The following is a 25808-nucleotide window of genomic DNA, read 5'->3' as shown; positions in this document are numbered from 1 at the left end:
CGTGATGAGTAAACACAAAACCGCCATTATTACAGGAGCTGGGCAAGGAATCGGACTTGCAATTGCCGAGAAACTTGCCGCTCAATCTGTTAATTTAATCCTAAATGATTTAGAGGAAGGATTAATCAAAGATGCATGCGACCAGATTTCGAAAACCCATGGCGTGAAAGCGATCCCTGTTGCTGGAGATTCCAGTGATCAGGAAACGATCAATAACATGATCCGTGAAGCGGTTACTAATTTCGGTTCCTTGGATATTGTGGTTGCTAATGCGGGAATTACCCTCTTTGGAAATTTTTTGGAATATACCAGAGAAGACTTTATGGAGGTGACCAGAGTCAATCAGGCAGGAACGTTCTTTCTGACCCAAGCAGCGGCAAAAGTGATGAAAAGCCAGGCCAGAGGTGGTTCCATCTTATTGACTTCTTCCGTGACGGCCCATCAAAGTCATGAGAATTTAGCAGCTTATGCCATGAGTAAAGCAGCCATAGAAATGCTTGCCAAAAACCTGGTATTGGAGCTGGCTCCTTTTGGAATCCGGGTGAACACCATCGCTCCTGGTGCTACCATAACGAACAGAACCGCTTTGGATCCGGACTATGAAGCGACTTGGTCAAAACTAACGCCATTGGGTAAACCTGCTTCTCCAGAAGACATTGCAGATGCAGCAGGCTTCTTGGTTTCCGATGCCTCCAGGCATATTACTGGGCAAACTTTAGTGGTAGATGGAGGATGGACCAGTATTAGTCCCTCTCCTTACGATTGATATTTCATTGGTCATTGCCTTCCTACCGTCATTGCGAGGAGGAACGACAAAGCAATCTCGTCCTGTATAGCTAGATTGCCGCGTTCTCCTTCGTCGTCCTCGCAAAGACGGTACTATCAAGTTAGATTCCCTAATCCTCGCTCTGTGGTTACACAGGCCACAGAAAAAAATATTTATACCTCAGAACCCGGTTTCACAACATATTTTACTTCTTAAAATAACAATCCTAATGAATTCATAGTATATTATATGCTTTGAAAAACAACCTACCATGAAACAACTCAGCTTTGTAATACTACTAGTATGGGCCCTGAGCTCTTGTCAACCTAAGGAAACCATACCCGATACCCTACCCATGAAAGTGGCCATGGCCTATGGCTTTGATCAAATGCATCAGGTTAATACCATTGGATTCACTTGGAACGTACAGAGGGACTCAGTGAATGTTCTCTCACGATCTTATGTCTGGAATAGAAAAGATCAAACCTTAGATTATACCGATCCTGATACTACGTATTCGTATAGCTTGTTGACAGATTCACTTCCTCCTGCTGACAGAGCTTTTATCAATGATAAATACTGGGCGATGATGCCTTTCCAATTGGGCTGGGATTCTGGCTATACCTTTGAGACAGAAGAAGGTGTAAGCACGCCTTTGAAGGGAACCAATTCCACCAAATTAACAATCATTTATAACTCCAATGATGGCTATACTCCTGGAGATGCGTATGATCTATATCTGGATGAGAACAATAAAATCCTAGAGTGGACTTTCCGAAGAGGAAACGGGGAACAAGGAGCTACTTGGACTTGGGAAAATGAGAAACAAATAGGACCTCTGACCTTCGCTCAAGATCATATGGGAGCCAATGGCAAACGCTTTATCTGGATCTCCAATATCTCTGTTAATTAAGATCTGAAAAATTGAATTCAAGCCGTTTGAACTCCCTCAGACGGCTTTTTTTATGCTCAAAAAAAAGACTATTTCGATGAGATTATTGAAATACTTCATTTTAAACAACCTCTTTTTTCCGAAATAAAAATAACTTCTGAACAACTCGACGAAATTCTTAATTTAGTTCTCGTTACATCAAAACACATTGTGGATATTGCAGATATATAGGCAATAGCTTTTTGGAGTTGCGTATATACAAGTGTTGAACTAAACCGACTTTGTCGGTAGTTTTTTAATCGATCAATCCCCTGTAAATCAGGTTGTACCATTTAATTTTATCCATGTTTCATTTTAATTTTTAAAAACATGGAAAAAAAGCCTCCGTCAGCGCATGTATGAAGCGATGCGTTTGCGGAATTATTCGGACAGGACGATCAAGTCCTACCTAAGTTGTATTTCATTGGTCAGCAGGAATCTGTCCAAAAGTCCTGATCTGATCAGTTCGGAGGAACTGAAGGGTTATTTGCTCAAGAGGATCGACAGTGAGGGCTTTCTCCCTCCAGTACCAATTTAATCATCAGTGCATTTAGGATATTGACCATGGAGGTTCTGGGAAGTGACTGGGAACAGCTAAAAATCCGACGTCCCAAAAAGCCCAAGCCCATACCGGTTGTTTTTTCGAAGGAAGAGATCTGCCGGATATTGGATGTCCTGAAGAACCGGAAGCATTATTGTCTGGTGGCCTTGACCTATGGGTCTGGGCTTCGGTTAAGTGAAGTGGTCCATTTAAGACCCGATGATCTTGACAGTGACCGAATGCAGATTCGGGTGAGATCAGGAAAAGGCAACAAGGGGAGGTACACGCTTCTTCCCCGGGAATTATTGGGCAGACTCCGGGACTATTACCGTGTCTATCGTCCGAAGGAGTTTTTGTTTGAGGGGAGGTTTGCCGGAAAACCCTACAGCTTTACCAGTGCCCAGACGGTACTTAGAGCGGCGATGGTGAAAGCCCATATCACCAAGGATGCTTCCTTCCATACCCTGCGCCATTCCTTTGCCACACACCTGCTGGAATCGGGTGTGAATGTGCGTATGATCCAGGAACTGTTGGGACACCGTTCCCTGCAGACCACTACGGTCTATCTCCACGTGTGCAAGTTTGAGCCTTCCCAAATAGAAAGTCCATTGGACAGACTTTAAATGGAAACGGTAAACAAACGGTCCTCTGGCCCCGAGCTGGCAGACGTTTTCAGGAACTGTCAGCAGGATTATCTTTCCCGGCACCGTCTCACTGCTGACCAGCACAAAGCATTCCGGGCAATAGTCACCTGTAGGACCAGTATCCAAGGCAGTCATCGGTTGATCTGTGAGGATTGTGATCACATCAAAACCTGTTACAACAGCTGCAGGAACAGGCACTGCCCCAAATGCCAGTATGTGCGGCAGTTGCTGTGGGTGGAAAGGCTTAAGTCGAGGCTTCTGCCTGTGCGGTATTTTCATGTGGTGTTCACGGTCCCCCAGGTGTTGCGCCCCCTGTTCTATCTGAACCAGAAGAAGTGCTATGACCTGTTGTTCGCATCCTCTGCCGAGGCGGTCAGGAAAACAGGTGCAAACCCCTCATTTTTGGGAGTCCAAACAGGGAACTTATCAGTACTGCATACCTGGGGTCAGTCTTTGACTTACCATCCCCACATCCATATGCTCATCCCTGCAGGAGGAGTGGATCAGGATGGGATGGAGTGGGTTTACTCGCACCGGAAGTTTTTCGTTCCCGTCAAGGCACTGTCATCTGTGTTCCGGGGCCTGCTTTTTTCCGGTCTGGAAAAACACCTGAACAATGGAGAACTCACACTGCCTGATCTGGAAAGGGAGCTTTATGAGGACAGAAAAGCACTCAGAAAGCTACTCTATGAAAAGAACTGGCATGTCTATATCAAAAAGACCTTTCAGGGAGCGGGGCAGGTAGTCAGTTACCTGGGAAGATATACGCATCGGGTGGCCATCAGCAACAGCAGGATCCAAGAGGTTGACAAAACATCTGTGAAGTTCCGATACAAAGATTACAGGACCAACAGGATTGGATTGATGGAGCTGTCCACCACAGAGTTTATCCGAAGGTTTCTTCAACACATCCTTCCCACCGGCTTTTACAAGATCCGGTATTACGGGATCCTTTCCCCGGCAACAAGTAGCAGGATAGACTGCTTTGCCTTGCTGAAAAGCCGGAAAAAGAGTCGGAGTACCTTGGATATAGTACCTACGAATTGTTGGTGGGTATTTTGGGAGAAGAAATGTTCAGATGCCCCTGTTGCAGAAAAGGAAGGATGGTTTATGTGGTGCCAAGCATACATCAGAACAGTTCTTAAATAAAGTAGGCATGCAAGTTCTTTGAATAGCTTCAAACTGTTATCTTGGGTACAGAACTCCCGGGGAATCCTATGCCTGATTGAATCGCTGACAAGGGAAAAAGAAGATACCTGGAGCCCAGGACCAAAAGAATAAAAACAAAAAAAGAGACAAACCCCAAAAACCTGTGAAGATCAATGCCCATAAGAAGGTCGGCTTGGTCCAACACGGTTTTAACCACATCCGGTTGACGTTAACTAGTGTGGTTAATTTTTTGGCGGAATGTGTTTAAAACTCTTTACGTTGGCAGCAAGCTAAAAAATGAAGAAACCAATAAACATTGAGGCAAAGACGAAATTCTCGACTCTGATTATTTTAATCTTGGGCGGAATTGGATTTGGTTTTCTTTCATACTATCTGACTTCAAAATCTCTTGAAGCAGAATATCCACAAATCGCAGGACTTGTCCTCGGATTATTTTTGGGGCATTTGGACTGCTCTCATTTCTCTCAATTTGGCAACTTAAAAAATATGACTTTGACGGTGATAAGCTGATTGTAAAATCAATTTTTAATACTCCAAAAAAAGTCATATACGTAAGGGACATTAAAAGCTACAATGAAATTGAGAAAGAAAATAAGTCAGGTAAATGGAAAGACCTCACGATATTCACAGATAGACAAAAGGAAAAAATTTCGTCTTCTACTATTTCAAATTATTATCAACTTAAATCCGCATTAACAAAAGGACTTGAAAGAAATGAATATTCAGAAAGTCTTTGGTCTTATAATGTCAACAAACGATTTGGTATTGGTTTTATAATCATTGGACTTTTATTTTCTATCGGCATGTTGAAAGTTTATTCGAAGAAAGATTTAGAAATCCAACCTGAACAACTTACAAGTTTAAAAGCAACCATTACAGAGACTCCAGAAATTGAAAGGCGTAAAAGTTCGAGATGGATTAATTTGAAGCTTGAAGAATATCCTAAGTTTAATTTCAAAATTTCAGGTATTCGATTCCATGCTGCTAACTCAAGTGCAATTGTGGCTGAAATTAAAGCTTTCGACCAAATTGAGTTAGACATACTGAAAGATACTTATGACAAGAAAATAAGTCAGACTAAGGATTTGACCTTTATCGATAAGACGGTTAATTACAATCAAATCACTGTTAACGGATTAAGAAAAGAAGGCAAATCATATTTGCGTCTCGAAAACATAAATAAAGAACAGAAGGATGATTCTACAGGATACGGATTTTGGATACTTTTTACAGCAGGAATCGGAATAACTTTGAGTGGAATATATTTAATTACAAGAAAAAAGCCAGCTACCAATCCGAGTAGACGGCCGTGAGCCATAAGCCCACGGTTCGCCTCACACCACCGCGTACGGGTCTCGTATACGGCGGTTCACTGAATCTCAGGTTTTGATTTAGAGTAATAGTCAGCATACTTGATAACCTTTTCTTCTCAGCCTTGAAAGTGTGATTGTCGTCACCAGTATTGAGACTTTGAGCCACAGCCCGCACCCACCTTTTCTGGTTCTGCTCCATGCATAAGCATGGTCTAGATCCACTCCCAGTCTGATTAGATTTTTACGTTTTCGCTCAGGCTTTCCAGTCATGCCAGATGCAATATCTGAGTCCGGTTCCTCAGCCACTCGTCGAGTTGTTTGAGCTTGGCCTGAATACTGGCCAATCGGTAATTGTTTATCCAGCCCATCCATACCTCTCTTAATTTTTGGAGTCGCTCTTCAGAAGCTATATAGCGGAGTTTTCTTGGTGATTCCTTTGAGCTTACGTTTCAGGTTTTCCCAGCTCTGCTTCTTCACTACCAGTTGGTATTTGCCCTTTTCTCCCTTTTTGTAGATAGGCACGAAGCCATGACCTAAGAGCTCAAAGTCGGAGGGTCTCCGGATTCCGCTTTTCTCCTGTTGATAGGCAAGTCAGTTTGTTCTTCAGGAACAGGTAAACTTCGTTTTCCTACTTTTGGGCAGCTGCTTTGGACTGAGTATAGATACTAAAGTCATCAGCAGCGGACGGAATTTCAATCCTTGCTTTTGAGATACTTGTCGGATTTATCCAACAATATATTGGACAGCAATGGACTGAGGGCTTCCCTGTGGCACACCTTTTCTGCGCTTGTGCAGCTTTCCGTTGATCTGGATCGGTGCTCTCAGCCATTTTTCGGATCGGCCACACACGAGGTTATTAAGGACATTTCACCTGTTGTAGATTAACTGAGTAGCTTGTAGTGTTGTACCTCATCGAAGAATCCTTTCAGATCGATATCAACAATATCTGATAGCCATCATTGATGTGTTTCAGCGCTTGTGTTACTGCTCCGTGAAGGTTCTTTTCCGACCAAAACCGCTCTAATCGCTGAAAGTTAGTTCGAATCGACTGGCCAGTTGCTGGCTAACCGCCTGTTGAAACCCATCTGTCCACTACGCATGGGACTCCGAGTAATCTGGTTTTTCCGTTACTCTTGGGGATTTCGACCCCTCTGATAGCTTTTGGTACATGCCTCCCTGGGATGTCGGTTAATACAGCTGTCCTGTGTTTGTCGATAAACGACTTCAGTTCGATTACCTGCATACCGTCCACTCCCGATGAGCCTTTATTACCCACTACTTGACGGTAGGCTTTATAAAGGTTTTTGGATTGTAGTACTTTCGCTATCATTACTTTGTTCTCCTTGTCCGTTTAAGAATAGGCTATTCCGCTTGTGCGGGATTCCTATCCGAATTAGGACGCGATTCAATGTTCAGTCCTTCATTGTATCAGTGAGACCTCTGTAGTGTTTACAGCTCGTTTCCGATAACTACTATGACTTCTGCTGACTTCTCTTGGACGTTCCAGACGTCTAGAGATAGCCTCCCTCGGTAAGGTGAATATCCTTGTGTCTATCGCTGCCACATCTACTATTTTGGTGGTGATTCCTGATTACTCAGGATTTTGGACTTCGGCAGCATGTGTTACCTCATCCACCTCATAGCCTCAGTATGTGGTTCCTGTTGTCAGTACAGACACGGCAGTCTGGCTTACTTCACTGCATGCCTCATGGCAAACCAGCTTGCCACTTGCTTGGCTTCGGGTAACGACTCCCGCGCTTAAGGGACTTTCACCCGTTGGAACGACCATCTTTTTGGTCTATATTCACCATTCAAGGCACACATCGAGTAGACGGCCGTGAGCCATAAGCCCACGGTGCGCCTCTCACACCACCGTACGTACGGGTCTCGTATACGGCAGTTCATGCAGATCTCGGGCTTTGATTTGCGAGTAATAGTCAGCATACTTACATAGCCCTTTCTTTTCGGTCTGGAAAGTGTAATCGTTGTTACAGTAGGACTCTGAGCTACAGCCCATCCTCCTTTTCTGGTTCTACTCATGCGTAGGCATGATCTTCCGATCCACTCCCAGTCTAATTAGGTTTTTGCGTTTTCGCTCAGGCTTTTTCAAGTCATGCCAAATGCAATATCTGGAGTCTTCCTCAGCCACTCGTCGAGTTGTTTGAGCTTGGCCTGAATACTGGCCAGTCGATAATTGTTTACCCAGCCCATCCATACCTCTCTGAGTTTTTGGAAGTCGCTCTTCAAAGCTGTATGGTAAGGTTTTCTTGGTTATTCCTTTGAGCTTACGCGCTTCAGGTTTTCCCAGCTTTGCTTCTTCACTACCAGTTGAGTATTTACCCTTTTCCCCCTTTTTGTAGGTTGGCACGAAGCCATGACCTAGCAGCTCAAAGTCAGAGGGTCTTCGGATTCCGCTTTTCTCCTGATAGGCAAGTCCAGTCTGTTCTTCAGGAACATGACTTCATTTCCTACTTTTGGGCAGCTGATTTTGACTGAAGTATAGATACTAAAGTCATCGGCATAGCGGACAAATTTCCAGCCTTTACTTTTGAGATACTTGTCCAGTTCGTCCAATAATATATTGGATAGAAGAGGACTAAGGGGACTTCCCTGTGGCATACCCTTTCGGCGTTTGTGCAGGTTCCGTTGATCTGGATTGGTGCTCTCAGCCCATTTTTCGGATCAACCACAAAGTTGTGGGACATTTCACCTGTTGTAGATTAACTGAAGCAACTTGTAGTGTTGTACTTCATCAAAAGAACCTTTCAGATCAATGTCAACAATATCCTGATATGCATCATTGATGTTTTCAGTGCTTGTGTTACTGCTCCGTGAAGGTTTCTTTCCAGGTCGAAAACCGTGGCTCTCCTCTTCGAAAGTTAATTCGAATCGGGTGGCTAATTGCTGGCTAACTGCCTGTTGAAGCCATCTATCCATACGCATGGGACTCCGAGTAATCTGGTTTTCGGTGTGCTCTTTAAGGATTTCAGCCCCTCTGATAGCTTTAGGTACGTACACTCCTTTTCAGGATGTCGGTTAATACGGCTATCTTGTAGTCGATAAACGACTTCAATTCGGTCACCTGCATACCGTCCACTCCCGATGAGCCTTTATTACCCACTACTTGACGGTAGGCTATAAGGTTTTTGAGTTGAGTACTTTTTCTATCATTACTTTGTTCTCCTTGTCCGCTTAAGAATAGGCTATCTCGCATGTGCGGGATTCCTATCCGAATTAGGACGCGATTCAATGTTCAGTCCTTCATTTATCGGTGAGACCTCTGCAGTATTTACAGCTCGTTTCCGATAACTACTATGACCTCGGCTGACTTCTCTTGGACGTTCCAGACGTCAGACCTCCACTCGGTAAGGTGAATATCCTTGTGCCTATCGCTGCTCTATCTACTATTTTGGCTTATCTCTGTTTCCAGAGCTTTGGACTTCGGCATGATGTGCTACCTCATCCATCCTCATAGCCTCAGTATGGGATTCCTGTTCGTCAGTACAGACACCGCAGTCTGGCTTACTTCAGTGTATACCTCGCGGTAAACCACCTTGCCACTTGCTTGGCTTCGGGTAACGACTCCCGCGCTTAAGGGACTTTCACCCGTTGGAACGACCATCTTTTTGGTCTATATTCACCATTCAGGCACACATCCGAGTAGACGGCCGTGAGCCATAAGCCCGCGAGCGCGCGCCTCTCACACCACCGTACGTACGGGTCGTATACGGCAGTTCATTGGGTATCTCGGGCTTTGATTTTGAGTAATAGTCAGCATACTTGCATAGCCCTTTCTTTTTCAGTCTGGAAAGTGTAATCGTTGTTACCAGTATGTACAAGGACTCTGAGCTACAGCCCATCCTCCTTTCTGGTTCTACTCCATGCGTAAGGCATGGTCTTGATCCACTCCCAGTCTAATTAGGTTTTTGCGTTTCGCTCAGGCTTTTCCAGTCATGCGAATGCAATATCTGAGTCTGTTCTCAGCCACTCGTCGAGTTGTTTGAGCTTGGCCTGAATACTGGCCGATCACATTAATTGTTTACCCAGCCCATCCATACCTCTCTGAGTTTTTTGAAGTCAGCTCTTCAAAGCTGTATGGTAAGGTTTTCTTGGTTATTCCTTTGAGCTTACGCTTCAGGTTTTCCCAGCTTTGCTTCTTCACTACCAGTTGGTATTTACCCTTTTCCCCCTTTTTTGTAGGTTGGCACGAAGCCATGACCTAGCAGCTCAAAGTCAGAGGGTCTTCGGATTCCGCTTTTCTCCCTGTTGATAGGCTGGAAGTCCAGTCTGTTCTTCCAGGAACATATAGACTTCATTTCCTGCCTTTTTGGGCAGCTGATTTTGACTGAGTATAGATACTAAAGTCATCGGCATAGCGGACAAATTTCAACCCTTTACTTTTGAGATACTTGTCCAGTTCGTCCAATAATATATTGGATAGAGGACTAAGGGACTTCCCTGTGGCATACCCACTTTCGGCATTTGTGCAGTTTTCCGTTGATCTGGATTGGTGCTCTCAGCCATTTTCGGATCAGCCACAAGTTGTGGGACATTTCACCCTGTTGTAGATTAACTGAAGCAACTTGTAGTGTTGTACTTCATCAAAAACCTTTCAGATCAATGTCAACAATATCCTGATAGCCATCATTGATGTTTTCAGTGCTTGTGTTACTGCTCCGTGAAGGTTCTTTCCAGGTCGAAAACCGTGGCTCTCCTCTTCGAAAGTTAATTCGAATCGGGTGGCTAATTGCTGGCTAACTGCCTGTTGAAGCCATCTATCCACTACGCATGGGACTCCGAGTAATCTGGTTTTTCCGTTACTCTTTGGGATTTCAACCCCTCTGATAACTTTAGGTACGTACCTCCTTTTCAGGATGTCGGTTAATACAGCTGTCTTGCCTTGGTCGATAAACGACTTCAATTCGGTCACCTGCATACCGTCCACTCCCGATGAGCCTTTATTACCCACTACTTTGACGGTAGGCTTTATAAAGGTTTTGGATTAGTACTTTTCTATCATTACTTTGTTCTCCTTGTCCGCTTAAGAATAGGCTATCTCGCATGTGCGGGATTCCTATCCAGATTAGGACGCGATTCAATGTTCAGTCCTTCATTATCAGTGAGACCTCTGCGATATTTACAGCTCGTTTCCGATAACTACTATGACCTCGGCTGACTTCTCTCTTGGACGTTCCAGACGTCTAGAGACCTCCCTCGGTAAGGTGGTCATCGCGTACTATCGCTGCTCTATCTACTATTTTGGCTTATCTCTGTTTCCAGAGCTTTGGACTTCGGCATGATGTGCTACCTCATCCATCCTCATAGCCAGTATAGAGTTCCTGTTCGTCAGTACAGACACCGCAGTCTGGCTTACTTCAGTGTATACCTCGCGGTAAACCACCTTGCCACTTGCTTGGCTTCAGGGTAACGACTCCGCGCTTAAGGGACTTTCACCCGTTGGAACGACCATCTTTTGGTCTATATTCACCATTCAAGGCACACATCGAGTAGACGGCCGTGAGCCATAAGCCCGCAGTGCGCCTCACACCACCGTACGTACGGGTCTCGTATACGGCGGTTCATTGAATCTCGGGCTTTGATTTTGAGTAATAGTCCAGCATACTTACATAGCCCTTTCTTTTCAGTCTGGAAAGTGTAATCGTTGTTACCAGTATGGGACTCTGAGCTACAGCCCATCCTCCTTTTCTGGTTCTACTCCATGCGTAGGCATGGTCTTGATCCACTCCCAGTCTAATTAGGTTTTGCGTTTTCGCTCAGGCTTTTTCCAGTCATGCCAAATGCAATATCTGAGTCTGTTCCTCAGCCACTCGTCGAGTTGTTTGAGCTTGGCCTGAATACTGGCCAGTCGATAGTGTTTACCCAGCCCATCCATACCTCTCTGAGTTTTTGAAGTCGAGCTCTTCAAAGCTGTATGGTAAGGTTTTCTTGGTTATTCCTTTGAGCTTACGCTTCAGGTTTTCCCAGCTTTGCTTCTACCAGTTGGTATTTACCCTTTTCCCTTTTGTAGGTTGGCACGAAATACCGCTGACCTAGCGAAAGCTCAAAGTCAGAGGGTCTTCGGATTCCGCTTTTTCTCCACTGTTGATAGGCAAGTCCAGTCTGTTCTTCAGGAACATATAGACTTCATTTCCTACTTTTTGGGCAGCTGATTTTGACTGAGTATAGATACTAAAGTCATCGGCATAGCGGACAAATTTCAACCCTTTACTTTTTGAGATACTTGTCCAGTTCGTCCAATAATATATTGGATAGAAGAGGACTAAGGGACTTCCCTGTGGCATACCCTTTCGGCTTGGCGTTTGTGCAGTTTTCCGTTGATCTGGATTGGTGCTCTCAGCCATTTTTCGGATCAGCCACAAAGTTGTGGGACATTTCACCCTGTTGTAGATTAACTGAAGCAACTTGTAGTGTTGTACTTCATCAAGAACCTTTCAGATCAATGTCAACAATATCCTGATAGCCATCATTGATGTTTTTCAGTGCTTGTGTTACTGCTCCGTGAAGGTTCTTTCCAGGTCGAAAACCGTGGCTCTCCTCTTCGAAAGTTAATTCGAATCGGGTGGCTAATTGCTGGCTAACTGCCTGTTGAAGCCATCTATCCACTACGCATGGGACTCCGAGTAATCTGGTTTTTCCGTTACTCTTTGGGATTTCAACCCCTCTGATAGCTTTAGGTACGTACCTCCTTTTCAGGATGTCGGTTAATACAGCTGTCTTGCCTTGGTCGATAAACGACTTAAATTCGGTCACCTGCATACGTCCACTCCCGATGAGCCTTTATTACCCTACTTGACGGTAGGCTTTATAAAGGTTTTTGGACGGAAGTACTTTTCTATCATTACTTTGTTCTCCTTGTCCGCTTAAGAATAGGCTATCTCGCATGTGCGGGATTCCTATCCGAGACGCGATTCAATGTTCAGTCCTTCATTATCAGTGAGACCTCTGCAGTATTTACAGCTCGTTTCCGATAACTACTATGACCTCGGCTGACTTCTCTTGGACGTTCAGACGTCTAGAGACCTCCTCGGTAAGGTGGAATATCCTTGTGCCTATCGCTGCTCTATCTACTATTTTGGCTTATCTCTGTTTCCAGAGCTTTGGACTTCGGCATGATGTGCTACCTCATCCATCCTCATAGCCTCAGTATAGAGTTCCTGTTCGTCAGTACAGACACCGCAGTCTGGCTTACTTCAGTGTATACCTCGCGGTAAACCACCTTGCCACTTGCTTGGCTTCGGAGGGTAACGACTCCGCGCTTAAGGGACTTTCACCCGTTGGAACGACCATCTTTTTGGTCTATATTCACCATTCAAGGCACACACAATGGCTATAAAAAATAGGGCGGACAGTGGTTTCCGCAAGTTTTTGGCACTTAGCATGCTTTGTCTCGGTGGACAAGTTTGCAGCTCCGAAATGCCCTACTTTTCATAGCCGAGACGTTACCTTCAATGCCTCCCATGAGAAACTTTCTGCTGTTAATCGCCACTGTTTTAACAGGATGCTCAACACAACTAACTCCTGAACAGGGAGTGATCAATGCAACATTCATGGATATGGTGGGAACCCACTACTACAACGAACCTCTTCCACCACCCCCTTACAAACCAAATCATCCTGACTCGATTTACAATGAAATTGAGGGAGAAATAGAACTAACCCTTGAACTTAATGGGGAGGTTTATGAACCTAATGACAGCCTAACTCTAGCCAAAGAATGGGAACTTGAACGAGATGGCTTATTAACAGAATTCCACAATTTCAATTGGAAGCAATATGAAGAAGACTCTATCGAATGGATCAAACTTCTAAATAATCCAACAAGAGACAGGCGAAACGTTGTACTAAAAGTCTATGATTCTTTGATTGCCCCGAATTTAGACTTGAAATACAGACTAACTGAAAAAGGATTTCGGGCTAACATCAACCTCGAGGATTCGTGGAGGCAACTACTTATCAAACTTGTTAATACCGATCTTAACAATGAATACTTAAAGCTCGAGAAACTTACCAATGTAGGAGATTATCAAATTCACCCAGTGGACTTCGAAACAACTGAAAAGGATCGTGTTGCCGCAACCTTAACATTTTCAAGAATCGTTTTTAACGAAGATCGAACCAAGGCATGTTACTTCTACAAAGAATTCTGTGGACATCTTTGCGGATACGGCTACCTCGTCTTTGTCGAACGAACTGAAGGAACGTGGAAACTCAAGAAGAAACATCAACTCTGGATATCTTAAAATGAAGGTAACTCGTGCTAAAAACCCATAGGCTTAAGAGCAATTTGCTAAGGGCATTTGAATCAGATATTTTAAAGCTCTAAACCAAAGCCCTACCTAAAACCGACACAAATCTTTTATGATTAATTCACCAAGACTAATTTTTTATATCGGAGTTGTAGTATTCTTCATGGGATACACATTAATGTTCATTTCCTATGGACTTTTTCAATTTCTAGAACCTATTGGAACTTTGATTTCAAGCATTGCAATTATTAAATGGCTCAGAAAACCAGGCCTAAGAGAGAAATTCCAAAGAGATGAAGGTGAAGATGGATTAACTTACTTTTGGAACAAACTTGCAATTAAATTATGGAGCTTTATACTTTTCTTGTACATGTTTTTTAATTCGCTGTTCTATTTTTTACAAATAGCTTTAAAATGAAATACCCCAAATTTCAATTAAATAGTTTCGATTTTGAGTCACTCAAAATAAAAAGGCTTCCTTATCTTTAGCTAAATCGATCTAGCTATGAACAAGCCCAACCCAAACCGCCGTAATTTCCTAAAAACCTTTGTCCTACTTGGAACAGGGATTTTTCTAAATCCTTTGGATCTCTTTTCTGCTTCTGGAAAAGCGACCTATACTGTGGGTGACATCATGGATCTGTTTATTTCCAAAGTTCCCAATGCCCCTTTTAGCCCCACTGTGGATACCTTAAAATCAGGAACTCGAGAGCAAGAAGTCACAGGCATTATCACCACAATGTTTGCTACATTGACGGTGATCCGAAAAGCCATTGAGTTGAAGGCTAATTTTATCATCGTCCATGAGCCTACTTTTTACAATCACTTAGACGAAACGGACTGGTTAAAAAATGACCCAGTTTACCAATTCAAAGCGGATCTCTTAAATCAACATGGGATTGCAGTATGGAGAAATCATGACTATGTACATGCCTTACAGATTGATGGAGTCCAAAAGGGAGTAGTGGATGAACTGGGTTGGAATGCCTATTACAAACAGAACGCCGTTTTGAATCTTCCGGAAACTTCTTTGGGGGAACTAATCGACCATGTCAAAACCAAATTGGGAGTTCCCGCTTTACGATATGTGGGAGATTTAAATCAATCCGCCTCCAAAATTCTCTTACTACCTGGAGCAATCGGAGGAAGAAGACAAATTGAACTCCTGATGCAGGAAAAGCCAGATGTCCTAATCTGTGGTGAAAGTCCAGAATGGGAAACTCCGGAGTACGTGAGAAATGCCAATGAAATGGGAGAAAAGTTGGGGCTGATTGTAATTGGTCATTCTGCTAGTGAGGAAGGTGGATCGGAGTTTATGAAGTCTTGGATTGAAGTGAATGTTCGGGAATGCCGGTGACTCATTTTGCTTCTGGAAATTCGCTTCAGGTTTTGTAAAGAGATCTTTTTTCATCAGTAGAAACTCAAAAAGTCTAAGGACATTTTTTTTGATTTCGACACTTTTGCCTGAATTGGCTAACCAAGAAATGTAAATGTGCAGTCCGAGCGGAGTCGAGGACCTTTGGATTAAATCTCCAAATTTGCTCCCATATAGCCTTCGACTCCGCTCAGGCTGACAACCGGTTACGGCTAATAGATTCAAATCCGACTGCCAACTGAAAACTGCTTACTGAGACTGCCTACTGCCGCTGCTGTTCGAGATTTGAAATCTCGAACCTTTATCATGGGATTTCCAATCCGATTTGTAAAATATCTTTCTGGCAAAACGATTCTGACTCCGCAAGAAAATCTAGGGCCAGCGCTGGAGAAATCTAATTCATTATAGCCCAGGGTTTCAACTCTGGGCTATAATGCTTTGACCCCGATGGGGTCTTAATTTATTCTAATAATTCACTTTAATCACAAATCCCTGACTACTGCGACCTACCTTCGACTCCGCTCAGGCTGACAACCGATTACGGCTAAAAGATTCAAATCCATACTGCCTACTAAGACTGCTTACTGAGACAAAATTACAAACTCCAGGTGTTCCCTACATCCGAAAGTGGAATACACCCGAGGTATTCACCCGGAATCGGATCATAACTCAGAATATTTTTGCCAACTTCTTCAGATGAGAAATAAGCCCAAAGTGCCATAGATTTCAATTGGCGGTAGTAGGCCACTGGTTTTTGCTCCCCTACCGCTGTACCCCAAACTCCAGGGTTAAACTTAGCAGTTTCTGCTTCCGCTTTCTTCAATACCGCCGTTTTATCTTCGGGACTCAAATTCGCAAAGACATCTCCAAAATCATTTTTGCAATTGGTATTGAACTTTTCAATTTCTGCCACCACATATTGCTGTGCTCCCTCATCATAAGTCTTGGCATACATCAGATCTATAAAAATATCTACTTTCACATCCAAGGCTCCTGGAGTCTCGGTTTTAGGTAAAATCGTATCCACAAATGAGGAAATAAAAACAGCCTGGTCCTGAGATAAAAACTGTGGAACCCAGTCTACCCGCTTTTGCTCTTTACAGGATTGAAGCAGGGAAAGCAAGGTGGGTGTTGCCACCGCCGATCCAGCCAATAATGCGGTTCTTCTAAGTGCGTTTCTTCTGTTCATGACATTAAAGGTTATTTTTCTTCAATTCGGATACTGCAAAATTGGCTGCTCTAGCTGTCAAGGCCATATAGGTCAAGGATGGGTTGACACAGGAAGAGGAAGTCATACAAGCTCCATCGGTCACAAAGACATTTTTGGCTCCATGTACCTGATTATTCCCATTCAGTACGGAAGTTTTAGGATCCCTACCCATTCTTGCGGTTCCCATTTCATGGATTCCATACCCCATTTCATGTTCATTATCAAAATCTGTGATTTCTGTTAACCCTGCTCTTTCTAACATTTCCTTGGCATCTTTTCGAATCTGCTTATTCATTGCCAATTCATTGGGTCCCCATTCTGCATCGATACTTAAGGTTGGCTGACCCCACTTATCCAATACATCTTTATTCAAGGTCACTTTGTTGTTATGGTCTGGAAGACATTCCGCAAACCCAGTGATAAAGAATTCCCAAGGCCCCGGCTTCATCAGACTATCCTTGAACTCTCCTCCGAAGTTTTCCTGGTTAGATCCTGCGCTCCAACCAGCTCTTCCTCCACTGCCCTGGAATCCGAATCCTCTCACGAAATTTTCATTTTTGGTACTTTCATCTAAATTATAATACCTAGGAATATAAATTCCATTCGGTCTTCTCCCCTTGTAATATTGATCTTCAAAGCCTTCTACTTTTCCCATGGCCCCTACTCTATAAGTATGATCCATTAGGTTATGCCCCAGCTCTCCACTGTCGTTCCCTAAACCATTTGGAAAACGATCAGAAGTGGAATTCAATAAAATTTGAGTAGAACTCAAGGCAGAAGCATTACAGAAAATGATTTTTGCATGGTACTCCATAAACTCACTGGTTTCGGAATCAATGATTCTTACTCCTGTAGCTTTCCCACTTTCCTCATCATAAATAATGGATTGTGCGATAGAGAAAGGACGGATGGTTAAGTTCCCAGTTGCATTGGCTGCTGGAAGGGTCACTGCATTACTACTAAAATAGGCTCCATAAGGACATCCTCGATCACATCGATTTCTGAACTGGCATTTTCCACGACCATTAATCGGCTCAGTCAAATGTGCCACTCGGCCAATGATCATATTTCGCCCATTGTATTCCTTTTCTATGCGCTCCTTTACATGTTTCTCTACACAATTGAGCTCCATAGGAGGAAGGAAGTGACTATCCGGCAATTGCGGTAAACCCAATGCTTCTCCACTGATCCCGGCAAATTTCTCCACATGAGTGTACCATGGTGCCAAATCCTTATATCGGATTGGCCAGTCCACCCCATGCCCATCTTTTAAATTGGCTTCAAAATCCAAGTCAGACCATCGGTAGCATTGCTTACCCCAAAGAATAGATCGGCCCCCCATTTGATGGGCTCGAACCCACATAAAAGGTTTGACTTCAGTATAGGGATTTTCTACATCATTGGCATGAAAATGCTCATTATAAGCCCCAATAAATCCAGATCTGCCTCCTTTGGGATGCCTAGCTTTTGCTCTGGAGTGAGACTTCCTCTGAGTTCTGTATCCCATGGATCCAAACTCATGGTAGGGTAGTCTGTCACATGTTCTACAATTCTTCCTCTTTCCAATACGAGGGTTTTCAATCCTTTCTCACAAAGTTCTTTCGCCGCCCAACCACCACTGATCCCCGATCCGATTACAATCGCATCGTAGGTCATTTCTTGTTTTGCGTCAATATTAAAATTGGCCATAGGTTTATATTTATTGGGCTATAAGTTAGCAATTCCTTAAAAAAAACAAGGGCAAAAAATCTCAACAACTAGTAATATGGATGTTTCCTAATAGATTTACCTGACAATCCCATCAAAATAACCCTAGCAAAAAACCAGCAAACTATGAACGCCACTCTTAAAACCTGGAAAACCAGTAGAAATCTGCTCCTTAACTTATTAGAACAAACCAGCATCGAAAAACTAAATACCATTCCTGCGGGATTCAACAATAATATCATCTGGAATATCGGACACATTATAATTGCCCAACAAGGTTTGGTGTACAAATCCTCTGGAATGACAGGCTATATTTCTGACGATTTGTTCAATAAATATAAACCAGGTACCAAGCCTGAGTCCTTCACTTCCGAAGATGAGGTTAATGAATTGAAAAGTCTATTGATTGAACTGACAATATTGACAGAAAATGATTTAGAAAAAGGAATATTTAAAACCTATAAAGAACGGCAGACGTCGACGGGCTTCCATTTAGCCAATGTGCAAGATGCATTGGAATTCAATAATTTTCATGAGGGTTTACATATGGGCTATATCCTAAGTATTCGTAAATTCTTATAAATCCCCGATCTTTTTTTGAATCAATTTTTGACAATCGGAATCCATTTATCCAACAATTGCCTTAATTTTCAGCTATGAAAAAGCTCATTCTAACTCTTGTTTTGATCGGATTCTATTCGATTACTTTTGCTCAGAAACTTTCCAAAATCGAGGAAAAACTCATTGCCGAAGTAGAGAAAAATTACGAGCAAACAGTCGCCCTATTAGAAGAGGTTACCAACATTAATTCCGGCTCGCTAAATCTGGAAGGCGTAGAAGCTGTGTCCAAAGTATTTGAGCGGGAGTTTCAAAAAATAGGATTTGAAACAGAATGGTATAAGCTTCCACCTGAGGCAAAGCGTGCAGGACATTTTATCGCTACCCGAAATGGAAGCAAAGGGAAAAAGATCTTTATCATTGGACATTTGGATACCGTTTTTGAAAAGGATATGCCTTTTACTCCATTTACTTTTTAAATGACTCTACCGCAACGGGCCAAGGAGTCAATGATATGAAAGGTGGAGATGTTATGGCCTTTGCCAGCCTCAAAGCATTGCATGATTTGGGTTTATTGGAAGACAGAACGATCACTGTTTATTTTACTGGAGACGAGGAAAGTTCTGGGGACGAAGTGATTTCTAGACGTGATTTCATTGCCCGAGCAAAAGAACATGACATTGCACTGGGGTTTGAAACTACCCAGAGTTTTGGGATCGCTACTGTAGCTAGAAGAGGAAGCAGTGGCTGGCTATTGAGAACAAGCGGAAGACAATCACATTCGAGTGGTGTTTTTAGAGAATCTGTAGGATACGGTGCTATTTATGAAGCTGCGAGAATCTTGACAGAATTTCAGGAGGAATTAGCCGGAGAGCAATATTTGACTTTTAACCCTGGACAAATCATAGGAGGATCTGACATCAGTTATAATTCAGAGACCGGCAAAGGCGAGGCTTTGGGGAAAACGAATATTGTCGCAAGAGAGGCTTTGGTCACGGGTGATTTGAGGTTTTTGGGAGAGGCTCAAAAAGAAGCTGCCAGAAAAAAATGCAGGCAATCGTTGACAGAAACCTGAATCAAACAGATGCGGAAATTATTTTTGAAGATGGATTACCGTCTATGATCCCAACAGCAGGAAACTATGCTTTGGCAGAAGAATTAAACCAACTGAGTCAGGACATGGGGCTGGGAGAAGTGAAACCCGGCGACCCTGGAAGTAGAGGTGCTGGTGATATATCTTTCGTGTCAGAATACTTGGATTGTCTGGATGGCTTAGGTGCTTCAGGCTCTGGTGCACATGCTCCAGGGGAAACCATCAATATGAAGGAATATCCAGAATTGATTAAAAGAAGTACGCTTTTCCTTTACCGGCTAACAAGGTAAACACAAAAAGAGAATAAGGACTGGAGGAATCTCGTTTAATTGGAATGAAATGATAACGGGAGGTTATGAATATTTCTGATGAAAAACATATCCGACCTCACAGACAAAACCCTTTGGGCCTCCTATTTATTGAGGCTCAATAGGATTTCCAAGCCATATTGCTGAATCAAAATATTGGATTGGGCTTCAGTAAGCATAATCTGGGTATCTAATCGCTTTTTCTGCACCTCGGCAAAATCCTTGTAGGAGATCAATCCATTATCAAAAGCATCTTTTTTGATTCTATACTCCTCATTTCGAAATGCTAATCCTTGTTTAGCTGTCTCCAAAAGAGTCAAGGCATTTTTCAGTTCAAGAATTCTAGTCTGAAGGTCAATCTCCACTTCCTGTGCGATTTGATCTCGTTGTAATTCTGCTTGGCGTAGTTGTATTGACGAAATTCCAACATCTTTTCTTTTTTACCCCATTGTAAGATTGGCCAACTAAGCGCGGCCCCGACAAAAACATTGCTTCTTGGCACTAAGGGCACATTTTCAAAATAAAAACCCTCAGCAATAAGAGTAATATCGGGAATCAGTTCATTCTTATAAAAACTCAGGCCTGCATCTGCCATTTCAGTTTCTAGTATGGCTTTTTGAAGCTTGGGACTTCCAAAAGCAGCACTGTCTTGCTCAGCTTCTTGGAGTAGTCGGGCAATCAAGCTTTCATCTACTTGAAAACTGTCTGTTTGCCATAGTGAATCTGTCGGGAATCCCAATACCTTATTGAGTTCCATACTATATTTTTTCCGCTCAATTTTCGCCTGCTCCTTTTTAGTTTGATGATCCATTAGATCTGCTTTGAGTCCGATGGAATACAATTCCAGAAGCTGACCTTCAAGAATTCCGCTTTCGGCTTGTCTGAGTTGCTCTTGGACCAAAACTATCTGAGAATCCAAACTACTTAGTTTGATGTCTTCGATCGCTATTCCTGCATAAAGTTTTGCGATTCCTATACGGATTTCATTGATGGCTTCCCGTTTTTGGTTTTCCAACATTACTAATTCTTTGTCTTTTACTTTGACTCCCGAACCGATTTTAAAAAACTGAGTGATGGGCTGATAAATCCCCAAATTGGCTACACCTATAAAGCGATTTTGCTCTGGAATTAAAAATTCGGTTCCTAATCCTATTGGCGGTACTCCCCCAATCAAGGGTAAATCATTAATGGAAATTTCTACGTCTGTAGTTCGCTGGGTATTGTAATACCAAAAATAGCCTCCATCGAGCATGACCTTTGGAAGATAATCTGCCTTTACTTGCTGGACTTCCAATTGCTTTTTTCGATCTCAAGTGCTAAAAGTTGAAGTTGTGGATTCGTCTCTTTGGCGATTTCCATAGCCTCTTGAAGGGGAAGCGTTTGACCGTTAGACTCGCTTGGAACTAGCCATAGCAAACCCAAAATAAGGGGCGCAGCTACGAAAGGCTTTAATTTGAGTTCGCCAAATTTCCAATACAGTACAGGGATGACCAAGAGCGTCATAATCATCGAAAAAACCAAACCAACAGCAAGTACGGTAGCCAAAGGAGCCCATAGTGGAGATCCAGAAATGATCATGGGTGTAACCCCAATTGCTGCAGCCATGGTAGTAAGGAAAATTGGTCTAATCCTTCTTTTTCCAGCATGCATAGCAGCTTCTTTTGTACTCATTTGCTCTTTGGTTACCAGTTCGTTTGCATAATCTACCAGAATGATGGAATTTCTCACAGACACCCCGATCAAACTTGCCAGTCCCACAAAAGCTGTAAACCCAAAAGGATAACCAGTCAGAAGTAGTCCAAATGAGGCTCCAAAAATACTTAAGGGAATAGCTGCCAGAACAATGAGAACTTGGTTAAGCTGTTTGAATTGGATAAGCATGATGATAAAAATGATAAAAATGCTAAAAAGCATCACTTTATTCATTTCACTGAAAGTTTCCCGTTGATTTTCATCCTCACCACCAATACTGAGTAAATAGCCTCTGGGTAGTTCAAGTTGTGCTAATTCATCCTTAATTGAGGCTAATATTTCTGAGGGCAAAACATCACTTGCAGCTTGAGACTGTATGGTCAACGTATTCACTCCATTCCTTCTCTTTAAATTAGACGACACCCATGTGGCTTCTATCTCAGCTATTTCATGAAGTGGAACACTGAGTCCCGTGAGAGGCGAAGTGATGTAAAAATCATTCAGACTTTCCAAGGTCTTTTCCTCTAGTTTTAAATCTTTGACAATCACTCCTACCGGAGTTTTGGCTTCCCAAATCTGACCGATCTCAACTCCATCGTAGGCAAATTTCAGTTCTCTGGATATCATGGCATCTGTGATTCCAAATCGATTAGCTGATGCATGGTCTGTCTGGATCATGACCACTAGTTTTTTTCCATAGAAATCGGGAGTAACATGGGATGCCAAAGGTGCTTTACGTAGAATAGTTGCAACCGAGTCTCCCAGTTTTTCCAGGGTAACAATATCAGGACCACTAATCCTTAGCTCAATAGGGGCATCCAGCGAGGGCCCCTGCTGCATCTTTTTTACCACTACATCCATTTCGGGATATGCATCATTGAGCTCAGTTTCTAATTTCAGTACCAAATCATTGGTCTCATCTATTCCCTCTGTGTTTACTAAAATCTGGGAGGTATTGGACTGAGGAAAATGCTGAGCATAGTTATAATAAAACCTAGGTGCGGAGGTACCTACAAAGGTGGCATAATTTCTCACTTGAGGTTCTGAAGCGATCCTCTCTTCTACCCTTTGAGTCATTTCATCCATTTTTTGGAGTGAGGTACCTTCTTTGGCTCGCATTTCTACTACAAACTGATCCCGCTCTGCCGCTGGAAAGAGCTTCTGCTTCAAAGGGATAAACAAAAGCCCACCTATAAAAACGATGAAAATCCCGAAAGAAAAAATTATTCGGTGATGCTTGAAACCGAAATCAAGCGCCCGATTAAAACCCGCCTCCAGATAGTCCAAAAGTCTTTTTATCCTCTTTTTTTGCCAGGCCATTTTTGATAAAAGTGTAGCATAAGTACGGGGTTAAAAACATAGCTACTACAAAAGAAGCATTGATAGCAATGGCCACTGTATATGGAAGTGACTCGATAAACTCTCCTACGTAACCTGTTAGAAAAATCAAGGGTGCAAATGCTCCAATAATCGTAAGGCCGGCAGTGAACATGGGGATTTTAAGTTGGTCAGCAGATTGCCAAGCAGCGGTATAATTGTCTATTCCTTCATCTAGTTTCTCCACATAGTTGTCAGCAATGACAATTGCATCATCCACTAACATTCCCAATACCACTATCAAAGATGCCAATGAAACCTGCTGTAGTTGGATCCCTAGACCATCCATCAACATAAATGTAAAAGCTACCGTCACGGGAATGGCTGCTGCCGCTACCAAAGCCACCCGAAAGGGAAGTAGTAACAGGATCACAATCACTACGGCTACGATCGCTATAAAAAACTCTCTGATAAAATCATTCACACTTTCGGCCACATTTTGTGGCTGATTAACTACTTGGATAATTCGAATATCATCCGGAATTTCTTCTGTAAAAGAAGAAATCACCTCGTCCACTTCCTTTCCAAAATCCACGATATTGAACCCATTCTGCATCTCAAGGGACATCAGAATGCTAGGGGATCCATTGACTCGAATCAGTTCTGTGGGTTCTTTTTCTTTTCTGACGATTTCGGCAACATCTTCGATTTTGACCAGGCTTCCATCTTCAGACATTCCAATAACTTGATCGGCTAAATCTTCACGACTTACGTATTGACTTTTATTGAGTAAGGAGACATTAAGCCCGTCCACCTCCACCGATCCCGCGTCATGAATGCTATTTTCTCCCCTATTGCGAGAAATAACTGTGGCAAATAGAGTTTGTAGGCGCTTAATTTTTTATTGTCCAAATCAATATAAAAGGCCTCTTCCTGTTCACCGATATATTTGATTTTGGAGAGCGACCGGATCTCTCTGAGTCGGTCTCCCAGTCTTTTGACGTAAGTTTGGAGTTCACGGCTATCTCTGGAATCGCTCTGGAAACTAATCAAAAGAGCAATGGTGTCTCCGAAATCCGATTCCACCACGGGTCCGATTACTCCAAGTGGCAATTCAGCTAATTTCAAAAGATCCAGTTTATGCTGGAGTTTTGACCAAAAAGGTCCGCATTGGTCACAAATGACTCCAGTTCCACGACAATATATCCCACACCTTCACGAGAATTGGAATAGGTTTTATCCTTTCTTACCTCTTGATAACTGAAAAGCACTTCTTCTACCTTTGCGATCGCTTCATCCTGAACCTGCCTGGCATTGGCTCCAGGATAGGCCAAGACAACCAGGCCCTGTCGAATATTGAATTTAGGATCCTCTCTTCTAGGCATGGTCAATAATGCAAAAAGGCCAGATACCAGTATTAAAACTGTTAGTGTCAGAATGACTTGTTTGTGATCCAAAGAATTCTTGATAAATGACATTGCTTAAAAAGTTACAGGCATCCCATCCAATAAGTCAATTGCCGGATTTAAGATCAGCAAATCTCCAGGAGACAAGCCCTTCTCCACGACCACTTGGTTTTCTACTAATTTTCCCAAAAGTACTCTTCGTCGTTTTGCCACACCCTTTTCGGCCAAAAAGACATATTGAATTCCATCACCATCCGCATGAACCAACCCTAATGGAATCAAAATCTCCGATTGCGGAAGTAGCTCTTGAAGTCGTACCTCACACAGCATACCATCTTTTATTCTTTCATTCTGGGAAAGGTAAGGTAACCTCGACCTCAAAAGTCCGAGTGAGCCTTGAAGCTGCCGGGTTGATCAAATTGACCTTACCCATCAATGTGTCACCAAGAGAGGGGATCAGGATCATTGCCTCCTCCCCCACTTGAATAAAATCGATGGATTTTTCCGGAACGCCAACTTTGGCCACCAGCTCATCCGTATTCAAAAGGGTAAGGACAGGCTGTCCCTGATCTACTGTCATGCCTTGACGGGCCCATATTTTCGAAATAGAACCATTTAAAGCTGCCTTGAGCTCGGTATAAGATTTTTTATTTTTATAGAGATTATAATTTGCTTCTGCCTCATTCCTGAGCGATTTGATCTTATTCAAATCAGCCTCAGGCAAGGATCCGCTGGCATACATGTTTGAAAGGCGCTGGTATTGATCATTTGCTTCAGCTAATTTTGCTTCTGCTATAGCCAAGGCCTCTTGATAATCAGAACTTTCAAGTGAGGCCAATAGCTGACCCTTTTTGACTTTATCCCCTTCCTTTACAAGTAAGGAAATAAGTTTACCAGGTACCAAAAAGGAAAGTTCATGTCGGGAAATTGCTTCAAGCTCACCTTCAAGACTCAAAACCGGCTGAAACCCTTGGCTCTCTATTTTCGATACCTGAACCACCGTAGCCTCGGGGGCTGATTTGATTGGTTTTGTGCAAGAAATACAAACCAAAAAGGCCAAGGTAATAAGACAAAAAGCACCAATTCGGTTTCGGTTTCGATCGACACACATACTATTTCAAAGATTTGATAGGAAGTTAATCTACTGCTTTAAAGAAGATTAGGAAATATTAAAGAAAAGAATTTCAAAAAAAAACACCAAGAGAGTCAAATTTCAGGTGGTATAACTTGCAAGGCAAGTCAATGGTTTACATACTCCCCAAAAAAAAATTGGTAATAAGAATCCACGCTTGATTTGTTGTTTAGAGAAAAGGAAAACAATCGTAGAGTAACAAAACATGAAGCTGATACAAAAAATAGGGATTGGCGAGATGTAATGCGAAGGTCCAGGAAGTAGAGTTTGCTGTAATACTTCATTCGTGGCAGCTTACTTGAATGGTCTCGAGGGAAAAGGAGCATCTTTCCGCTGAGTTGTTGCTTCAAAAGTGACTATCACTATGAAAGAGTACTA

33 protein-coding genes and 2 pseudogenes are annotated in these 25808 nt (G+C 42.8%); 12 read left to right on the top strand and 23 right to left on the bottom strand.

What is annotated here, in order from left to right; translation table 11 throughout:
- Window positions 1-4: 4 nt before the first annotated feature.
- The 6 genes from V8V91_RS19425 (at window position 5) to V8V91_RS19400 (ending at window position 5365) form a co-directional block, all read left to right on the top strand.
- Complete coding sequence (locus tag V8V91_RS19425; protein ID WP_373396860.1) at window positions 5-766, top strand: SDR family NAD(P)-dependent oxidoreductase; 762 nt, start codon at window positions 5-7, stop codon at window positions 764-766.
- A gap of 271 nt (window positions 767-1037) precedes the next feature.
- Window positions 1038-1679 (top strand): hypothetical protein, encoded by a 642-nt coding sequence (locus V8V91_RS19420; protein ID WP_373396859.1) that lies wholly within the window; start codon window positions 1038-1040, stop codon window positions 1677-1679.
- 373 nt (window positions 1680-2052) lie between these two features.
- Window positions 2053-2235 (top strand): phage integrase N-terminal SAM-like domain-containing protein, encoded by a 183-nt coding sequence (locus tag V8V91_RS19415; protein ID WP_373396858.1) that lies wholly within the window; start codon window positions 2053-2055, stop codon window positions 2233-2235.
- A 26-nt stretch (window positions 2236-2261) separates the two neighbouring features.
- Window positions 2262-2861 carry a tyrosine-type recombinase/integrase gene (locus tag V8V91_RS19410; protein WP_373396857.1) on the top strand — a complete coding sequence of 200 codons (600 nt, stop codon included), beginning with the start codon at window positions 2262-2264 and terminating at the stop codon, window positions 2859-2861.
- Window positions 2862-4031: an IS91 family transposase gene (locus V8V91_RS19405; protein WP_373396856.1), complete on the top strand. Its 1170-nt coding sequence runs from the start codon at window positions 2862-2864 to the stop codon at window positions 4029-4031.
- Between the two features lie 824 nt (window positions 4032-4855).
- Window positions 4856-5365 carry a hypothetical protein gene (locus V8V91_RS19400; RefSeq protein WP_373396855.1) on the top strand — a complete coding sequence of 170 codons (510 nt, stop codon included), beginning with the start codon at window positions 4856-4858 and terminating at the stop codon, window positions 5363-5365.
- A gap of 266 nt (window positions 5366-5631) precedes the next feature.
- Here the strand turns inward: V8V91_RS19400 and V8V91_RS19395 are convergent, their stop codons facing one another.
- The 14 genes from V8V91_RS19395 to V8V91_RS19330 form a co-directional block, all read right to left on the bottom strand.
- On the bottom strand, window positions 5632-5733 hold the full coding sequence (locus V8V91_RS19395; protein WP_373396854.1) for a hypothetical protein: 102 nt from the start codon (window positions 5731-5733) through the stop codon (window positions 5632-5634).
- A 695-nt stretch (window positions 5734-6428) separates the two neighbouring features.
- Window positions 6429-6695 carry a hypothetical protein gene (locus V8V91_RS19390; protein WP_373396853.1) on the bottom strand — a complete coding sequence of 89 codons (267 nt, stop codon included), beginning with the start codon at window positions 6693-6695 and terminating at the stop codon, window positions 6429-6431.
- Between the two features lie 702 nt (window positions 6696-7397).
- Window positions 7398-7733 (bottom strand): hypothetical protein, encoded by a 336-nt coding sequence (locus tag V8V91_RS19385; protein WP_373396852.1) that lies wholly within the window; start codon window positions 7731-7733, stop codon window positions 7398-7400.
- Between the two features lie 11 nt (window positions 7734-7744).
- Complete coding sequence (locus V8V91_RS19380) at window positions 7745-7984, bottom strand: reverse transcriptase domain-containing protein (protein WP_373396851.1); 240 nt, start codon at window positions 7982-7984, stop codon at window positions 7745-7747.
- An 87-nt stretch (window positions 7985-8071) separates the two neighbouring features.
- Window positions 8072-8383 carry a hypothetical protein gene (locus tag V8V91_RS19375; protein WP_373396850.1) on the bottom strand — a complete coding sequence of 104 codons (312 nt, stop codon included), beginning with the start codon at window positions 8381-8383 and terminating at the stop codon, window positions 8072-8074.
- Window positions 8370-8579 (bottom strand): hypothetical protein, encoded by a 210-nt coding sequence (locus tag V8V91_RS19370; RefSeq protein ID WP_373396849.1) that lies wholly within the window; start codon window positions 8577-8579, stop codon window positions 8370-8372. Before V8V91_RS19370 ends, V8V91_RS19375 begins: the two co-directional genes overlap by 14 nt.
- 961 nt (window positions 8580-9540) lie before the next feature.
- On the bottom strand, window positions 9541-9681 hold the full coding sequence (locus tag V8V91_RS19365) for a hypothetical protein (RefSeq protein ID WP_373396848.1): 141 nt from the start codon (window positions 9679-9681) through the stop codon (window positions 9541-9543).
- A 70-nt stretch (window positions 9682-9751) separates the two neighbouring features.
- Window positions 9752-9904: a hypothetical protein gene (locus tag V8V91_RS19360; RefSeq protein ID WP_373396847.1), complete on the bottom strand. Its 153-nt coding sequence runs from the start codon at window positions 9902-9904 to the stop codon at window positions 9752-9754.
- Window positions 9905-9977: 73 nt separating this feature from the next.
- Complete coding sequence (locus V8V91_RS19355; RefSeq protein ID WP_373396846.1) at window positions 9978-10334, bottom strand: hypothetical protein; 357 nt, start codon at window positions 10332-10334, stop codon at window positions 9978-9980.
- Between the two features lie 285 nt (window positions 10335-10619).
- Window positions 10620-10766 carry a hypothetical protein gene (locus V8V91_RS19350; protein ID WP_373396845.1) on the bottom strand — a complete coding sequence of 49 codons (147 nt, stop codon included), beginning with the start codon at window positions 10764-10766 and terminating at the stop codon, window positions 10620-10622.
- 178 nt (window positions 10767-10944) lie between these two features.
- Window positions 10945-11109 carry a hypothetical protein gene (locus V8V91_RS19345; RefSeq protein WP_373396844.1) on the bottom strand — a complete coding sequence of 55 codons (165 nt, stop codon included), beginning with the start codon at window positions 11107-11109 and terminating at the stop codon, window positions 10945-10947.
- Window positions 11110-11120: 11 nt separating this feature from the next.
- Window positions 11121-11258 (bottom strand): group II intron maturase-specific domain-containing protein, encoded by a 138-nt coding sequence (locus tag V8V91_RS19340; RefSeq protein ID WP_373400757.1) that lies wholly within the window; start codon window positions 11256-11258, stop codon window positions 11121-11123.
- 157 nt (window positions 11259-11415) lie between these two features.
- Entirely contained in the window at window positions 11416-11763 is a 348-nt protein-coding gene (locus V8V91_RS19335) for a reverse transcriptase domain-containing protein (protein ID WP_373396843.1), read from the bottom strand.
- Between the two features lie 43 nt (window positions 11764-11806).
- Window positions 11807-12142, bottom strand: a complete 336-nt coding sequence (locus V8V91_RS19330) for a reverse transcriptase domain-containing protein (protein WP_373396842.1) — start codon at window positions 12140-12142, stop codon at window positions 11807-11809.
- 701 nt (window positions 12143-12843) lie between these two features.
- Here V8V91_RS19330 and V8V91_RS19325 point away from each other — a divergent pair.
- Complete coding sequence (locus tag V8V91_RS19325) at window positions 12844-13626, top strand: hypothetical protein (RefSeq protein ID WP_373396841.1); 783 nt, start codon at window positions 12844-12846, stop codon at window positions 13624-13626.
- A gap of 511 nt (window positions 13627-14137) precedes the next feature.
- On the top strand, window positions 14138-14989 hold the full coding sequence (locus V8V91_RS19320; RefSeq protein WP_373396840.1) for a Nif3-like dinuclear metal center hexameric protein: 852 nt from the start codon (window positions 14138-14140) through the stop codon (window positions 14987-14989).
- Between the two features lie 613 nt (window positions 14990-15602).
- Here the strand turns inward: V8V91_RS19320 and V8V91_RS19315 are convergent.
- Together V8V91_RS19315 and V8V91_RS19310 are read right to left on the bottom strand one after the other, a co-directional pair.
- The gene (locus V8V91_RS19315; protein WP_373396839.1) at window positions 15603-16196 is read right to left on the bottom strand and encodes a gluconate 2-dehydrogenase subunit 3 family protein; all 594 of its coding nucleotides are present in this window, start codon (window positions 16194-16196) and stop codon (window positions 15603-15605) included.
- Between the two features lie 4 nt (window positions 16197-16200).
- Window positions 16201-17906, bottom strand: a pseudogene (locus tag V8V91_RS19310) (GMC oxidoreductase).
- 144 nt (window positions 17907-18050) lie between these two features.
- On the opposite strand from V8V91_RS19310, the gene V8V91_RS19305 reads away from it, so the two are divergent.
- The 4 genes from V8V91_RS19305 to V8V91_RS19290 all read left to right on the top strand — a co-directional run bounded on the left by V8V91_RS19305 (window position 18051) and on the right by V8V91_RS19290 (window position 19865).
- Window positions 18051-18506, top strand: a complete 456-nt coding sequence (locus tag V8V91_RS19305) for a DinB family protein (RefSeq protein WP_373396838.1) — start codon at window positions 18051-18053, stop codon at window positions 18504-18506.
- Between the two features lie 74 nt (window positions 18507-18580).
- Window positions 18581-18961: a hypothetical protein gene (locus V8V91_RS19300; protein WP_373396837.1), complete on the top strand. Its 381-nt coding sequence runs from the start codon at window positions 18581-18583 to the stop codon at window positions 18959-18961.
- A 35-nt stretch (window positions 18962-18996) separates the two neighbouring features.
- Window positions 18997-19557: a M20/M25/M40 family metallo-hydrolase gene (locus V8V91_RS19295; protein ID WP_373396836.1), complete on the top strand. Its 561-nt coding sequence runs from the start codon at window positions 18997-18999 to the stop codon at window positions 19555-19557.
- Window positions 19530-19865, top strand: a complete 336-nt coding sequence (locus tag V8V91_RS19290) for a hypothetical protein (protein WP_373396835.1) — start codon at window positions 19530-19532, stop codon at window positions 19863-19865. The genes V8V91_RS19295 and V8V91_RS19290 overlap by 28 nt, the downstream gene beginning before the upstream one ends.
- A gap of 122 nt (window positions 19866-19987) precedes the next feature.
- Here the strand turns inward: V8V91_RS19290 and V8V91_RS19285 are convergent.
- From V8V91_RS19285 to V8V91_RS19255, 7 genes and pseudogenes are all read right to left on the bottom strand, one after another.
- Window positions 19988-21135: pseudogene (locus tag V8V91_RS19285) on the bottom strand (TolC family protein).
- Window positions 21136-21158: 23 nt separating this feature from the next.
- Window positions 21159-22895 (bottom strand): efflux RND transporter permease subunit, encoded by a 1737-nt coding sequence (locus V8V91_RS19280; protein WP_373396834.1) that lies wholly within the window; start codon window positions 22893-22895, stop codon window positions 21159-21161.
- Window positions 22837-23730 (bottom strand): efflux RND transporter permease subunit, encoded by an 894-nt coding sequence (locus V8V91_RS19275; RefSeq protein ID WP_373400756.1) that lies wholly within the window; start codon window positions 23728-23730, stop codon window positions 22837-22839. Before V8V91_RS19275 ends, V8V91_RS19280 begins: the two co-directional genes overlap by 59 nt.
- Complete coding sequence (locus V8V91_RS19270; protein ID WP_373396833.1) at window positions 23661-24020, bottom strand: hypothetical protein; 360 nt, start codon at window positions 24018-24020, stop codon at window positions 23661-23663. Before V8V91_RS19270 ends, V8V91_RS19275 begins: the two co-directional genes overlap by 70 nt.
- Window positions 24017-24370 carry an efflux RND transporter permease subunit gene (locus V8V91_RS19265; protein ID WP_373396832.1) on the bottom strand — a complete coding sequence of 118 codons (354 nt, stop codon included), beginning with the start codon at window positions 24368-24370 and terminating at the stop codon, window positions 24017-24019. Before V8V91_RS19265 ends, V8V91_RS19270 begins: the two co-directional genes overlap by 4 nt.
- Window positions 24371-24373: 3 nt before the next feature.
- Window positions 24374-24628, bottom strand: coding sequence for a hypothetical protein (locus tag V8V91_RS19260; protein ID WP_373396831.1), 255 nt, complete (start codon window positions 24626-24628; stop codon window positions 24374-24376).
- A gap of 16 nt (window positions 24629-24644) precedes the next feature.
- Window positions 24645-25409: an efflux RND transporter periplasmic adaptor subunit gene (locus V8V91_RS19255; RefSeq protein ID WP_373396830.1), complete on the bottom strand. Its 765-nt coding sequence runs from the start codon at window positions 25407-25409 to the stop codon at window positions 24645-24647.
- Between the last annotated feature and the right edge of the window lie 399 nt (window positions 25410-25808).

It is taken from the genome of Algoriphagus halophilus (assembly GCF_041729275.1).
Lineage (GTDB): Bacteria > Bacteroidota > Bacteroidia > Cytophagales > Cyclobacteriaceae > Algoriphagus > Algoriphagus halophilus_A.
This window is presented reverse-complemented; position numbering and strand designations above follow the sequence as displayed.